This is a genomic window from Methylomonas sp. HYX-M1, from assembly GCF_040741385.1.
Taxonomy (GTDB): Bacteria; Pseudomonadota; Gammaproteobacteria; order Methylococcales; family Methylomonadaceae; genus Methylomonas; species Methylomonas rhizoryzae.
On sequence record NZ_CP160405.1, the window covers coordinates 4,158,067 to 4,172,688 of the forward strand.

A 14,622-nucleotide genomic window follows, 5' to 3' on the forward strand; every position below is an offset into this window, starting at 1 on the left:
AGTTGCAAATGACCGTTCCTGCCCCGGGATTATTACAGCTTGTGTCGTTGCTGGCCGACGGCCGGTTTCATTCCGGCACGGAACTGGCACAAACTTTATCCGTCAGCCGTGGCACGGTTTGGAAGCAGATGCAAGCATTGACCGAATGGGGCCTGGAATGGAGCGCACTCACCGGCAAGGGTTACAAATTGCTAAGCCCCTTGCAATTGCTGGAGGAAACCACCCTACGAGCCCATTTAACCCCCGAGGCGGCCGAATTGCTGGGCGAATTGGAACTGCATGCCGTGATCGACTCCACCAATACTTATCTGAAACAACGCAGGTTAGCGCTAAACCGCCAAGCTATCGTATGTTTTGCCGAGTACCAGACTGCCGGCAAGGGGCGGCGCGGACGCTCTTGGGTTTCACCGTTCGGACACAACCTCTATCTGTCGATAGTATGGGAGTATGCCGACGGCCCCGCCGCACTCGCCGGATTGAGCTTGATCGTAGGCCTTGCGGTGGCACGAGCCTTAAGCCGCGCGGGAATCGACGGCATTGGTTTGAAATGGCCGAACGACATCTACTGGCAACAACGCAAATTAGCCGGCATTTTGATAGAAGTCTCGGGAGAAAGCGATGGCCCTTGTCAAGCCGTTATCGGCCTGGGCTTGAATTTCTACCTGCCCCGGTCCGAAGCGCTAGCGATAGATCAAGCATGGGTGGACCTGCGGCAAATTTTAGGCGAACACGTTTATTTGCAGCGTAACCGCATCGCTGCGTCGGTCTTGAACGAAGTGCTGCCGGCCATTGCCCATTATCAGATCGATCGACTGACCGAAGCCTTACCCGCTTGGCGCAGCTACGACTGTCTGCAAGGCAAACCTGTGGTTGTCAGCATCGGCGCACAACGCATTGAGGGCATCGCTCAGGGCATAGACCATCGAGGTTTGCTGCTATTGACCGGGTCGGACGGCCAACTGCGCAGCTTTGCTTCCGGCGAGGTCAGCGTCAAAGCCTTATGAAGTTATTAGTCGATCTCGGCAATTCCCGTTTGAAATGGTGTACGGAACAAGACGGCCGGCTAAGCCCGGTCAACGCAATAGACTACAAGCACGCACGCGATTTAGAGGCGCTAAGACAATCGTGGTCGGAGTTGGCACAACCACGCGATTTGGCCATTTCATCGGTAGCGCACGGCGCCTTAGCACAAGACACGATCGCCTTAGCCCTCGCCTTATGGCCTAAAGTTACCCTGTATCAGGCGCAATCGGCCGCATACGAATACGGGGTACGCAACGCCTATGCCGAGCCGACCAAACTCGGCGTGGACCGCTGGCTGGCCTTACTGGCCGCACACCGCCATTACCCCGGCAACGTCTGCGTCGTCGACTGCGGCACGGCTGTCACCTTAGATGCCGTGACGGCCGACGGTCAACACTTAGGCGGCTTGATTTGTCCCGGCCTTAACCTGATGCGCAACGCTTTAGCCGCCAATACCGCCAATCTGCCGTTAAAGGCCTACACCCCGCAAGCGCAGTTAGCGAACGCCACCGAACCGGCAATAGCAAACGGCGTGTTGCTGGCAGCGGCCGGGATGGTAGCACTGGCCGCAAAACAGTTAACCGGCAATTTCCGCCTATTGATCACCGGCGGCGACGCCGACCTACTGGGCTCGGCATTAGAGCTACCGGTAACGATAGACTCGGACTTGGTATTAAAAGGCCTGGCATTGGTTTGCCGGGGTAGCGGCAATCGATGAAAGCGCTGTTTTATCTACTGCTGCTGTTGAACATCGGCTTCGGTGTCTGGCAATACGCTAAAAGCCGCCTGACCGTCACACAGCAAACCGAACCGAACAGCGGCAGCATCCTCTTGGCCGGGGAGTACACCCGCGCGCGGCGCGGCGCGGCAATCGAACAAATTTTGAATCGCCGGCCACGCAGGATCGCCACTGAAACCGTTAGCGAACTATTGGCCGGCCTGCTGCAGAAATCCCCAACAGTCGCCAAACCTACAGGCCCAATCCTAGCCAAGGGCAAAACGCCAACCGCGCCGTTTCCTGCTGCCCATGCGAATCAGCCCCGCAAGCCGACCCGTTTGCGCTGCTTGCAAACCGCCCCCTTCTCCAGCTTCGCTGCCGCCCAAAATTGGCTACGCGACACCGGCTTCGCCCCGGAGAACATCATCAGCAAAGACGCATCCTACCCGGCCGATTATCAAGTTTACTTCCCGGCCGCTAAAACCCAGGAACAGGCGCGCTTGGACAAAATGATGCTAAACGCTAAAGGCTTGACCGACATCTGGCCGATAGCACCCGGCGACCCTCGTAGCGGCTATTCGCTTGGAGTATTCAAGAGCAAACAACGCGCCGAGGTGTTCCAGACCGAGCTTGCACAACGCGGCGTCAAAGCGGACATTAAAGCCCGGCTAAAATCCAAGACCGAATGGCTGGCCCGGATTAAAATCGACGCGGACAAAGCCTTACCGGCCAAGTTGGCGGCACAAACGTTAACGGTTTGTAAGGACAATTAACCGACTCAACGCCGATTGCGTTCCAGCGCCAGCGCCTCGTGGCGTAAATCGACGTAGTTGCTGCCTATCATTTGCCAAAACATCGCCGCCGCTTCCGGCTCGCTGCTCACTAATTTCACCGCAATCGCGCCTACGTCGCTGATATCGGTAATTTGCGCATCGATGGTGACGTCAGTCTGATTTTGGATAATGCGCTTGTCGGCCGGAAACTGAAAGGTCACGTTCTCGCCGACTTTAAAAACCAAGTCCCGCTTCAATCCGCCGAAAAACTTTAACCGATATTCGGGTACCGATTGAAAAGGCAGCACAAACTCGGCATGCCAGCGAAACGGCGGACAATTTATCGGCCCGCTACGCTTGGGAAAATGTATGGTGTAACCGTCATCCACTTGGGCTTTGACCACACCCTTGGTATAAATCGAACGACAATTGGTCAGAACGGTATCTCCCGGCGCGAAACGATAATTCCCTGCGGCCGCGGCGGCGGTTAGCCATCCCACGTATAACAACACGGCAAAAACGACTTTCTTGGACTGCACGATACACCTCCGTCTTTATAGTTATCTCGTGAGTCTGAAATTGAGCGCCACTCTTGTCAAGACAGGTAAGCCCGCCAACCTTTCGATACGGTCAATTAAACGGATAGCGGCGCAACAATCCGTTATAGGCGCCACGCAGAGCATCCACCGCTAAGTCTAGCGTTTCATTGAAGATGGGAAAGAAGATTTTGCTGCCGGGCTCGGCTGTAAAATTCGTCTATATCGTCGACATACAGGCAATTGGCGGGCAACTTGCCCTGTACCGACGCCCAGTATTTACCTCCGGCTCCGGCAATCCACAACTGAGTTTGCCCACCCGCGACGAAACGGACCAAGCGTTCGACATCGGCCGCCGTTTCCGCATCCGGCGGGTTTTTCACCAGACCGATCACAATAATCCTCGGTGCCAAGTGTTCGCAGGCATCGATAATATCCGCCGCCGGCAAATCGGCACCTAAATAATAGCAATGGTATTGCAGCGTGGAAGCTACCAAACTGCCCAACAAAATCCCAAGTTCGTGTGGTTCCCCGCTGGGCGTAGCGAACAACATGGCCGGTTGCCGCTTGGACGTATGGTATAGATTGTTAACCATTGTAAGCACAATACGTTTCACGCAGCCGGAAAACAAATGCTCTTGCGCAACATTGAGTTTTTTTTGATGCCAAAGCAACCCAACTTGGTGCAAAACAGGTAGTAACACGTCTCTAGCGTACTCTACCGGTTCATGCGCCAGCATTGCCCGTTTTAATAACTGTTCGCAACGCTCGATTCGGTAGTTTTGTAAGGAATCCAAGATCTGGCTGAACAAATCCCGTTGGGTATTGTCGGTACGCTGGTGCGTTGGATTACGAAAATGCCGCAATTGTTCGCAACTTAGATTAGCTATCTTACCGATGGCATGACCGTTGCGTGTCAAATTGACAAGTAGCGTTAATTTTTCCAGGTCCTCCTGAGTATAAAAACGCCGCCCGTTTTCGGTGCGTTGCGGAGTGACGCACTCGTAGCGCCGCTCCCAAGCGCGCAGGGTTTCCGGAGTCAAACCGGTTAATGCGGTAACGGCTTTAATTGAGTACATTGTTCATGTTTTGTACAAATTTTAGTTTGACAAAAATATTACACCCTTGTATCTTCGCTGCCAACCCAAATTTTCGAATCGGTGCATCCAAATGTCTCAGGCAACAAAAAAAGTTTTAGACTTGGAATTATCGACGGCGGAACCGGACGCCAGATCCCGCGCCTTACAAGTGGAGTCGGCCCGGCAAACGTTGGCGGATCTGTTGTTGAGCAACACGAAAGTCGCTGCAATCATGGCCAAGCAACTGCTGTTGGATCTCAGTAATGGTCTGGAATACTCCGATGTGGTTCTGATCAAACAGCAGGAAAGCTATAAAGACGGCTTACGCCGATTCGTATCGGAATTTTCCAAACCGGACATTTTTACCGGCTTGTTCGGCGAATGCAGCCCCTATTCGCTACACAAAGCTGTACAACAGAAAAATGTTGTACAAGTCGGTCACTTCAATCGTATCGACTCTCAAGCCATAAACGAATGCTCGCGCACCAACATGCAGCGTCTGCATTTTTTGCCCTTATACCTAATGAGAATTGCCGAGCGGGTGGAAAAAGAACTGTCCGACAGTGACGATTACGTTCGAAAAGTCAAACGAGCCCGCACGGAGCTAAAAAAAATCCGGCAACTTATGATTGCCGAAAATACCGGTCTGGTTGCCTTTGTCGCCCACAAATATAAAACCCTCAGCTTAACCTTCGACGACCTGATGCAAGAAGGTTTGGTGGGCCTGATCAAAGCGGTAGACCGCTTCGATGCCGAACGCGGCCATTGCTTTTCCACGTATTCCATTTTTTGGATCAAGCAAGCGATCTCCCGCTTGATCGTCAAACAAGACAAAATCGTCGCCTTGCCGGTCGCGCTGGCGGAAAAGTCCGCGCCTATCTTCGAAGCAATGCGCATCTCCTATACACAACAGGAACGCTGGCCAACCCTGAAAGAACTGAAAACCTGTTGCGATTTGTCGGAACAAGACATTCGCACCATCTCCAGTTATTATCAATCCGCATTCCTGCAAGACGCCAACGCCGAAGAGGATGACGGCATGGCTATCATGGAACGCATGAGTCAAGAACAATTCAATCAACCGATTGACGATTTAATCGACAATGATTTGGTCTGCTATATGAATAAAGCGGTAGAGGCATTGCCGGAAAAACAAGCCACCATTTTAGCGATGCGTTTCGGTTTGAAAAATCACACCGAAATGACCTTGCAAGCGGTTGCCGATCAACTCAACGTCACGCGAGAGCGGGTAAGGCAAATTCAAAACGAAGCGCTGGCACGACTAAAACAACAATTCGGCTTCGACTTGATGCTGTTTCTGGAACCAAACGATACCTGATTCTATCTATGGCTTCACGGTTTCCACTTACCGCCCGCATCCGGCGGCTACCAACCAACTATAACTGCATAGCCCGATCCGGCTACCTTATCAAGAGGAGTAACTATGTCATCTGAAAACCACAACGCAGACAAACCGACCCCACCGCCGGATTGGAAGATGGAATTTGATAAACAGTGGAAACACATCTCCAATAAGACCACCGAGTTCTACCACGAACACGAAAACCTGTTTTCCGTCACCAAAATCGGCGGCTTGCTCGGCGGCGCGCTCGCCTTGGGCTGGCTGATCAGCGGCATTTACATCATCGACCAAGGCAACCGGGGCGTCGTCACCCGCTTCGGCGCTTACGTCGAAACCACCCAACCCGGCCCGCACTGGCATCTGCCCGTGCCGATAGAAGCGGTGTCCGTGGTCAATGTGGAGCAGCAACGTTTTATCGAAGTCGGCTACAACGACGTCAGCCGTTTCAGCAAATCGCCCAACAATCCGCAAGAGTCTTTGATGCTGACCAGCGACGAGAACATCATCGCCGTGCGCCTGGCCGTGCAATACCAAATCAAAAACGCCGGGGACTATTTGTTTAACGTCAAGAACAACGAAAACACCCTGAAACAATTGACCGAAAGCGTGTTGCGCGGCGTCATCGGCCGCAACGACATGGACTTCGTGTTAACCGAAGGCCGCAGTCAAATCGTCGCGGAAATCAAGGAACAGATTCAAGAAGCGATGGACGATTACAAAGCCGGCATCAGCGTGGCCAGTGTCAACCTGCAAGACGCTCAGCCGCCGGAGGAAGTGCAAGGCGCCTTCGAAGACGCGATCCGCGCCCGCGAAGACAAGCAACGCCTGATCAATGAAGCCGAAGCTTACTCCAACGAAGTCATTCCCAAAGCGCGTGGCGCCGCGTCCCGCATCCTGCAGGAAGCCGAAGCCTACGCCTCCGAAAAAGTCTCCAAGGCCAAAGGCGAAACCGAACGTTTCGACCAACTGCTGGTGGAATACGAGAAAAATCCGGCGATTACCCGCAAACGCTTGTATTTGGAAGCAAAAGAAAAACTTTACAGTTCAACCAACAAAATCGTGGTCGACACCGACCAGCCGCCGGCCTTGTACATGCCGATGGCCCCGAATGTGGTGCACCAAAACGCCGCTTACGTCAACCACGAAGAACCTGTAACGACCGAGGAATCCTATAGCCCGGCGAAATACAACCACGGAAAATCGGCCCCTCACGATATCCGTCCCAGCAGGAGCAAACCATGAACAAAGCGCAACTCGCATTTCCGGCCGGCTTGTCGGTCCTGGCTTTAGCCGCAACGATGTCGGTTTTCCACGTCAATCAAAACGAAAAGGCTATCTTGTTTCGACTGGGCGAAATCGTTACCACCGATTTGCAACCCGGACTCCACTTTATGACTCCCGTCATCAATAACGTCAGTACGTTTGATGCGCGCGTACTGACCTTGGATGGTAAATCCGAGCGTTTTCTTACCTCCGAAAAGAAGAACGTTATTGTCGACTCATTCGTCAAATGGCGAATCGGTGACGTGGGTCTTTTTTATACCACGGTCGGCGGCGACGAATTCCAGGCCAACCTGCGCCTCGACCAAATCATGAAGGACGCCATGCGCAGCGAGTTCGGCGTGCGCACGATCAAACAACTGATTTCGGAAGACCGTAACCAACTACGCGATACCTTGTTGGAAAAAGTCTCCCCGGCCGCACAGAAATTCGGTATCGAATTGATAGACATCCGCGTCAAACGCATCGACTTGCCGCCGGAAGTCAGCAGCTCGGTGTACCAACGCATGCGGGCCGAACGGGAACGCGTCGCCAGGGAATTCCGTTCCCAAGGTGCGGAAAGCGCAGAGCAAATCAGCGCCGAAGCCGACAAGCAAAAGCAAGTGATCGTCGCTAACGCACAACGGGATGCGGAAAACATCCGCGGCCGGGGCGACGCCGAATCGGCGGACATATACGCCAAGAGTTTCGGTAAAAACCCGGAGTTTTACGCGTTCTACCGCAGCTTGCAAGCATATCAAGCCTCGTTCGAACACACGCAAGACACCTTGGTGCTGAAACCGAACTCGGACTTTTTCAAATATTTCTCCAACGAGAAATGAGTTAAGGGGATAGGCAAATGAAAAAGTTTTTCTTCTTCGTTTTGATATTGGCGACCATAGGCATCGTGGTATCGTCGATATTCAACCGCACGATGCCGGAATACGATCCGCACAACGAAATCTCCTATTCCGATTTCATCGAAGACGTGCGCAACAACGTAGTCACCGAAGTCGTGATCGACGGCAATTACGTCGACGGCAAACGTAATAACGGTACCCGTTTTTCCACCTACAATCCCAACGACATGCGGATGATCGACGAGCTGTTGGAATACGGCGTTAAGATCAAAGTGGAAAAACCGCAGCCGCCGTCCACGCTAATGAATATCATCATTTCCTGGGCACCGACCTTGCTGCTGATCGCCGTATTGGTTTACTTCATGCGCAAACAAGCCATGTTGGCCGGCGGCCGCGACGGGCAAATGGGCTTCGGCAAAAGCCGGGCCAAATTGATGGAAGAAGACCAAGTCAAAGTCCGCTTCAAAGACGTGGCCGGGGTAGAGGAAGCCAAGGCCGACGTGGTGGAAATGGTGGACTTTTTACGCGACCCCGGCAAATACGAAGCGTTGGGCGGTAAAATCCCGCGCGGGGTTTTGATGGTCGGACCGCCCGGTACCGGTAAAACCTTGCTGGCCCGCGCCATCGCCGGCGAAGCCGGTACCCCCTTCTTCTCAATATCCGGTTCGGATTTCGTCGAAATGTTCGTCGGCGTCGGCGCCTCCAGGGTGCGCGACATGTTCGACCAAGCCAAAAAGCGCGCGCCCTGCATCATCTTCATCGACGAGATCGACGCGGTGGGCCGCCAGCGCGGCAACGGCAACATCGGCAACGACGAACGCGAGCAAACCTTGAACCAGCTGCTGGTGGAAATGGACGGCTTCAGCGGCAACGAAGGCATCATCGTCATCGCTGCCACCAACCGGGCCGACATTCTGGATAAAGCCTTGCTACGGCCTGGCCGTTTCGACCGGCAGGTGCAAGTCGGCCTGCCGGACATCAAAGGCCGCGAACAAATCCTCAAAGTACACGGCGACCGGGTACCTTTGGCCGACGACGTCAACCTGACCGACCTGGCCCGCGGCACCCCCGGCTTTTCCGGCGCCGAACTAGCCAATTTGATCAACGAGGGTGCCATCTTCGCGGCTCGCAACAACAAGCGGCAAGTGTCCATGAGCGACTTGGACAAAGCCCGCGACAAGATGATCATGGGTGCCGAACGCCGCACCATGGTGATGACCAAGGAAGAGCTGTTGATGACCGCCTACCACGAAGCCGGTCATGCCATCGTCGGCCGCTTGGTGCCGGAGCACGACCCGGTGTACAAAGTCAGCATCATGCCGCGCGGCGGCGCCCTGGGTATCACCATGTTCCTGCCGGAACGCGACCAATACAGCGCTAGCAAGGATAAACTGGAAAGCCAGATTTCCAGCTTGTTCGGCGGCCGCATCGCCGAAGCCTTGATTTACGGCAAGAACAAAGTCACCACCGGCGCCTCCAACGACATCATGCGCGCCACCCAACTGGCCCGCAACATGGTCACCAAATGGGGCTTGTCCGACAAACTGGGCCCTATGGATTACGGCGACAGCGAAGGCGGCTACATGGGCCCGCAATCCAAGCCGATGTCGGAGAAAATGGCACAAACCATAGACGACGAAATTCGCGCAGTCATCGATCAAAACTATCAGCGCGCGGAAAACATTTTGAAAGACAACATGCAAGTCCTGCACAACATGGCACATGCCTTGTTGGACTGGGAAACCATCGATAAATACCAAATCGACGAACTGATGCAAGGCAAGCTGATTGCTCCGCCGGAACCCGAACCGGAACAGCCCGAGCCGGAAGCGCAAGCCGCGATGACCGAATTGGAACTAGACGACGGACCCGACCGCTCCATCCCGACACAACCGGTCGCGACGTCTTAACGGTCCTCCTCTATATACCCTCCCAACGCGGTACTCCGGGAGGGTATCTTTTTCTCCCACGGAGGGTCCAATATGAACACTCAAGCCCTATCCCACCACTCCATGCGCTGCTTGCTGCTGCTATTGCGCATCAACTTTAACGCCTCGGTCATCATCGTCTTGGTAGCCGGCATAATGACCTTGACCGGCAGCGAACTCTTCTTCCGCAACACCGTGGATTTATACGGGCCGCTGGCCAACAACCTGCGCTGGGTGTTGATGTATTTGTGCCTGGTACAATTAGCCGTCTACGGTTTTTACCAATTCAGTCAGAACTACGCGGCGGTATTCGCGTTGGGCGGGTTTATATTGCTGCTGATTCTGTCGCTGGAATACTATTCATCCATCAACCAAATCGAAATTGACGACAACTTCGAGCCGTTTTTGTTGTATACCGGGCTGTCACACGTTCTGTACGGCGGTTTGCAGATATTGCAGCAGCCACGCCGCTAACGGCGGCAGTTGCCGCCTTTTCGGCCGCAATTCATCATTACCCTCCCTATCCTCACCGTCATGTCCGGCAACACTCCCACTTTTCGCAGGCGATGCGGGCGGCCCTTGCCGCCGCCTGTCACGATGGTCTGTACGAACAGCTGAAACGCCCCTCAACACACAAAAAATTGGCCGCAGCTGCGGCCAAATTCCACTGACGCGTTGTCGAATCGATTTAAAGCCGATTAAGCCGCTTTGCGCGCCTGCACCATTTCCAACAAATCTTGGCAATCGGCTTCGATCAGTTCGAAACCCAGTCTTTCCGAGAAACGTTTTTCCTTGTCGGTTGGATTCTTACGCAAGAACCAACCTCTGTGCTCGTTAGCACCGTAAGTAATGTCGCTCATCACCATACGCTCCGAATCGCGGTTCAGCGGCAAGCCGAGCAACAGATATTTTTTGCCTTTGCGGTATTCTTTCAAGAAATCCGGAATCGCGAACCCGCCCATCAACTCGGTAATGTAATCGACATAATCGGCGTCGGAGGCAATATAGTTGGACTCCGGCTTGGGCGTGCCCATAGGCTTGAACAAAATCGGCAAACGCGGATCGACCTGGCCTTGTTCAATTTCGAAATAGTTTTGCCCATCGTATTGAAAAATCTTAAAACGGTAGCTAGTACCAACGATACGTGCCAAACCGATAATCAAGGTATGCTCTTCGTCGGCGTAACTGTCTTGCAACTGGGTATCGCGATTGACATCGATGATGTAGTTCGGCTTCCATTCTGCCAGCCAATCGTGAATGGCGGCCCGGGTATATTGGGTTTCGCCATAGGTTTTGTCTAAAAATTGGGTCAAAAAGTTACGTCCGCGTTTGAGCTCTTGATTCATCGCCGCACGCGGAAATTCGTACATCAATTTCGGCGCCATCGGTTTGCCGCCATTCATCGCCAAAATCAGGCTGTCACTATCGGCCGGAATCGGGCTGCCGTTCAGTTTGCTGGTTACATCGAATAACACGCCGGGTCCCAAATAAGGGACGACTTGGTTGTCGTAAAGTCCGCTGAGAATTTCGCTGAAAACGGAACTGGTCATGATGAACTCCTGAGAGGAATGAAGATTTTCCAATCAAGCAAGCAAAAACCAATCCAACATTACACAAAAACAAAAAATAGTTAACTATCAATAATTTATAAACGCGGCAAACATCAGCACGCCTTCTCAAACTCAACAAATGTAGGGTTTATCACAAGCCAAAGCCGAGCGCACCACAGTGGTCGAAAACACGGAAACGACCCGGCCATTGTTCGGACGCCAGCATCGGCAGACCTCAATTTTCCGCCTTACCCCATTCCGAAAAAAAGAACTTCTCGGCTAAGGCCGCGCGCTGTCTTTCGGCCGTTTCGCCGGTCCGGAAATCTTCCGGCAAGCTATCCGCTTCGGCTTGGTATCCGACCGCCAACACCGCCATCGGCGTGCAAGCTTCCGGCAAATTGAAAAGCGCCCGGCACCGGTCGGCATCGAAACCGCCCATTTGATGCGCCGCCAAGCCCAAGGCCTGGGCCTGCAAACACAGACTGAGACTGGCCGCGCCGGTGTCGTAAGCAGCCCAGCGGTTAGGATTGCCGTTGTGGCCGAAATGCTGCATCGCAATCGATAAAATCAACAGCGGCGCATTCTTTGCCCATGCCTGATTTTTCTCGGCCAAGCAAGACAGCATTTTTTCCCAAGCGGGCCGGTCCCGAAAGCTATCGCAAACCAGATAGCGCCACGGCTGGTCGTTAAAACAAGACGGCGCCCAGCGGGCTGCCTCCAACAATGCAGTCACCGCGTCCGGCTGCACGGCTTTATCCGGGGCGAACGCGCGCGGGCTCCAGCGATTTTGAATCAGCTCGTGCAAAGGCACGGCGGAGAGTGCGGGTTTTGCTTGCATATTCGAGTCCTTTAAAAATCTCTAATTAAAACTTACTGGGTTTTTTCGGCCGGCTATTCGCAAGATTGCCTTGGAAAAACACCGCCCACATTTAGTAATAGTAGTAATACCAGCGGCCCGCCCCCCAACGCCAATAATAGGGATAACTATGAGCCCAATAGTTATAAAAAGTTTGGCGCCAACGTTGCCGCCAACGGTAATCGTCTGCTAGCTCCTGCTTAGCGGCATTCGCTTCTTCCAATAATTTTTCCGCTTCTTTGTCGCCACGGCCGGCGGTGATGGTCAACCATTTTTGCGCTTCCATCGGATCGGAACCCATTTCCGCCAAGCCGGTTAAATACAGACGCCCCAACGCTTTTTGCGCATCGAAATGCCCGCGCTCCGCCGCATCGCGCATCCACTGCACCGAACGGTACAAGTCCTGTTTAACGCCGTCGCCCCTGAACAACCTGAGCGCCAAATCGTAAGCCGCGCTAGGGTCTTTTTTAGCGATCGCTTCCAACGCGGCGATTTGTTGCACGCCGGCCTCTTCTTCCGCCGTGCGTTGCGGGCGAAAACTTTCGTAATCGCGCGGACGTTCGGCGCACCCCTGCTCGTCGCACACGCTAACCGTGCTTGGCACCACAGGCTGCGGCGGGGTCTGCGCACACGCCGACACCATCGCTAAGCAGAAAATTGATATAAACCGATTTGACGTTTTCATAGGGACATAACCACCATTATCGCGTTGCTACGGAACTTGCGTTATTATCTTCGGGAATATTATTAGTTTAAGCCGGTTAATACCAAGCCCGTTTTACAACTTCAAACAATCTAGTTTGATTTTATTCGATAACCCTTAATCAGGAGGTAATATGCACTTACAGCCATCAAGAAGAATTTTATTATCGGCTGTTATGATGAGTTTAACCGCTTGCGCGCCCCAGCAACCCGCATTGCAAACCGGCGGCAGCGGCAGTTTGTTAACCGGCTCGGCCGGCGGTTCCACCAGCGTCAACGCCAACAAAGCGCTGGAACGCTGCAGTCAATCTTTGGGCACCTTGGCGGTCGCCGACGGCCGTTTCAGCGGGGCCGGCTCGGTAACCACGGTCGAGCCGTTGATCAGACTGGCGGTCCAACAATCCAATTGCTTTGTGATTACCTCCATCGGCAATCAAGCCACCCGGGCGTTGATCAACGACATCGTCTCCGAACAACGCGAATCCGGCGAATACCGTGCCGGCTCCAAGCAACATAAAGGCCAGCGCGTCGCTGCAGATTATCTGTTGGACCCGCAAGTCATCGTCAACAATGAAGTCACCAGCGGTAGCTCCAACACCGTAGGCGGCGGACTTTTGGGGATAGGCCTGAACGCGGCCGGCTTGGGCGCATTGGGCGCGGCAGCCGGCGCACTGTCCAACGCGGTGCAAACCCGCACCTCCGACGTAGCCCTGACCTTAACCGATATTCGTTCGACCGTGCAGGTGGCGGTATCCTCCGGCAGTGCGACGGTTAACAACAGCAACATCTCCGGCGCGTTGGGCCTGGGCGGCTGGGGCGGCGTCATCGGCGGCGCAGTCGGCGGCGGCGCCAGCTCGTTTACCCAAACCCCGGAAGGCCAAGCCATCGCCGCAGCGTTTTTCGACGCCTACAACAACATGGTCATCGCCGTGCGCAATTACAAAGCCCAAGACGTACAAAACGGCCTGGGCACCGGCGGCTTGCTGCAAGTCAAATAAGCCATTGCACGTTCTCATCCTCTACTCGCGCCGGTTGCAAGATTTTGATAACCGGCGCGCTCGACAACAAACCTCTGATACAGGATTCGAGCCGGCATAGCCGCAAGCTTTGATCCGCCATGCGACCGACTCTCGGCCGAGCAGCGGCAAAAGTCTGTTTACAACAGCGCCCGCCAAGCCGGATGCTTGGCGATTGCAGCCAAAGCCTGCGCCAACAAGCTTTTACCCGGTTCGCTACGATGCCAGGTGGATGCGCCGGACGGGTGCGGCAGCGGGATCAGGTCGGTTTCATGGCCGAATAGGCCCAAACGAAACTGCCGACCGATCACATCGCTGAGCTTATCGGCTTCCAGCCATTGCCGGATCGCCAGTTTACCAACCGGAATCACCAGTTGCGGGCGCAACAACTCGACTTCCGTCTGCAGCCAAACCGAGCAATTGGCCACTTCCACCGGGCTGGGCAGCCTGTCCCCGCCTTTAGCCTGCTTGCCGGGAAAACAGCGGCACACCGCCGCCATGTAGACTTGCCGGCGAAACGCCGCCTCGTCCAAGCCTATGCCGGCAAACCAACCGAACAAGGTTTTGCCGGCCGTCCAGGCGAAAGGCTTGCCGAACTCGCCTTCCTTAGCCCCCGGCGCCTGGCCGACCAACAACACCCCGGACTGTACCGGCTGGCCGCAGACTACCGGCCCGATCATATCCGGGCATCGGCGGCAAGCCAATAAAGCGGAACGGTGTGCGAGCAAAGCGTCGCTTGCGGGGAGATCAGGATGCATCGGCGTTATTTTGCAAAGTTGCCGCATTGTAGCCCGACCCAGCCGAAACATGGCACTTTGGTATCTGCCAAAATCATCCTGATCCGCCCGATCGTAGAAAGACACCTAAGGAGGAACCCGGAGGCCGGACGCCACCGAAAATGGTTTAACGCATGATAGCCGCGCCCCAAGTCAAGCTTGAGTCCTCGTCTCGCCACTAT

15 protein-coding genes are annotated in these 14,622 nt (G+C 54.3%); 9 read left to right on the forward strand and 6 right to left on the reverse strand.

Annotation, left to right across the window (positions count from 1 at the left end):
* Positions 1-8 precede the first annotated feature (8 nt).
* Genes birA through AB0A83_RS18680 form a run of 3 tightly spaced genes read left to right on the forward strand, consistent with a single transcriptional unit; the run spans position 9 to position 2,514 of the window.
* Positions 9-1,004, forward strand: a complete 996-nt coding sequence (gene birA, locus AB0A83_RS18670) for a bifunctional biotin--[acetyl-CoA-carboxylase] ligase/biotin operon repressor BirA (protein WP_150051038.1) — start codon at positions 9-11, stop codon at positions 1,002-1,004.
* Positions 1,001-1,741, forward strand: coding sequence for a type III pantothenate kinase (locus AB0A83_RS18675; protein ID WP_367154945.1), 741 nt, complete (start codon positions 1,001-1,003; stop codon positions 1,739-1,741). The genes birA and AB0A83_RS18675 overlap by 4 nt, the downstream gene beginning before the upstream one ends.
* Positions 1,738-2,514: a hypothetical protein gene (locus AB0A83_RS18680; RefSeq protein ID WP_150051041.1), complete on the forward strand. Its 777-nt coding sequence runs from the start codon at positions 1,738-1,740 to the stop codon at positions 2,512-2,514. The genes AB0A83_RS18675 and AB0A83_RS18680 overlap by 4 nt, the downstream gene beginning before the upstream one ends.
* Before the next feature lie 5 nt (positions 2,515-2,519).
* On the opposite strand, the gene AB0A83_RS18685 is transcribed toward AB0A83_RS18680, so the two are convergent.
* Positions 2,520-3,053: a hypothetical protein gene (locus AB0A83_RS18685; protein ID WP_150051043.1), complete on the reverse strand. Its 534-nt coding sequence runs from the start codon at positions 3,051-3,053 to the stop codon at positions 2,520-2,522.
* Between the two features lie 164 nt (positions 3,054-3,217).
* A complete protein-coding gene (locus AB0A83_RS18690) occupies positions 3,218-4,129 on the reverse strand; it encodes a MerR family transcriptional regulator (RefSeq protein WP_150051045.1) in 912 nt (303 codons plus the stop codon).
* Positions 4,130-4,220: 91 nt separating this feature from the next.
* On the opposite strand from AB0A83_RS18690, the gene AB0A83_RS18695 reads away from it, so the two are divergent.
* From AB0A83_RS18695 to AB0A83_RS18715, 5 genes are all read left to right on the forward strand, one after another.
* Entirely contained in the window at positions 4,221-5,468 is a 1,248-nt protein-coding gene (locus AB0A83_RS18695) for a sigma-70 family RNA polymerase sigma factor (RefSeq protein ID WP_150051047.1), read from the forward strand.
* A 105-nt stretch (positions 5,469-5,573) separates the two neighbouring features.
* Positions 5,574-6,734 carry an FtsH protease activity modulator HflK gene (hflK, locus tag AB0A83_RS18700; protein WP_367154946.1) on the forward strand — a complete coding sequence of 387 codons (1,161 nt, stop codon included), beginning with the start codon at positions 5,574-5,576 and terminating at the stop codon, positions 6,732-6,734.
* Positions 6,731-7,594, forward strand: a complete 864-nt coding sequence (hflC, locus tag AB0A83_RS18705; RefSeq protein WP_150051051.1) for a protease modulator HflC — start codon at positions 6,731-6,733, stop codon at positions 7,592-7,594. Before hflK ends, hflC begins: the two co-directional genes overlap by 4 nt.
* A gap of 17 nt (positions 7,595-7,611) precedes the next feature.
* Complete coding sequence (gene ftsH / locus AB0A83_RS18710; protein ID WP_150051053.1) at positions 7,612-9,522, forward strand: ATP-dependent zinc metalloprotease FtsH; 1,911 nt, start codon at positions 7,612-7,614, stop codon at positions 9,520-9,522.
* 72 nt (positions 9,523-9,594) lie between these two features.
* A complete protein-coding gene (locus AB0A83_RS18715; protein WP_150051055.1) occupies positions 9,595-10,014 on the forward strand; it encodes a hypothetical protein in 420 nt (139 codons plus the stop codon).
* Positions 10,015-10,238: 224 nt separating this feature from the next.
* Here AB0A83_RS18715 and AB0A83_RS18720 read toward each other — a convergent pair whose 3' ends face one another.
* The 3 genes from AB0A83_RS18720 to AB0A83_RS18730 all read right to left on the reverse strand — a co-directional run bounded on the left by AB0A83_RS18720 (position 10,239) and on the right by AB0A83_RS18730 (position 12,589).
* Positions 10,239-11,090 (reverse strand): SIR2 family protein, encoded by an 852-nt coding sequence (locus AB0A83_RS18720; protein ID WP_150051057.1) that lies wholly within the window; start codon positions 11,088-11,090, stop codon positions 10,239-10,241.
* Between the two features lie 235 nt (positions 11,091-11,325).
* A complete protein-coding gene (locus AB0A83_RS18725; RefSeq protein ID WP_367154947.1) occupies positions 11,326-11,928 on the reverse strand; it encodes a nitroreductase family protein in 603 nt (200 codons plus the stop codon).
* 91 nt (positions 11,929-12,019) lie between these two features.
* Entirely contained in the window at positions 12,020-12,589 is a 570-nt protein-coding gene (locus AB0A83_RS18730; protein ID WP_232056705.1) for a tetratricopeptide repeat protein, read from the reverse strand.
* Positions 12,590-12,824: 235 nt separating this feature from the next.
* On the opposite strand from AB0A83_RS18730, the gene AB0A83_RS18735 reads away from it, so the two are divergent.
* Positions 12,825-13,646 (forward strand): hypothetical protein, encoded by an 822-nt coding sequence (locus tag AB0A83_RS18735; RefSeq protein WP_232056706.1) that lies wholly within the window; start codon positions 12,825-12,827, stop codon positions 13,644-13,646.
* A gap of 158 nt (positions 13,647-13,804) precedes the next feature.
* On the opposite strand, the gene AB0A83_RS18740 is transcribed toward AB0A83_RS18735, so the two are convergent.
* Entirely contained in the window at positions 13,805-14,344 is a 540-nt protein-coding gene (locus AB0A83_RS18740) for a uracil-DNA glycosylase family protein (RefSeq protein ID WP_150052090.1), read from the reverse strand.
* Positions 14,345-14,622 lie beyond the last annotated feature (278 nt).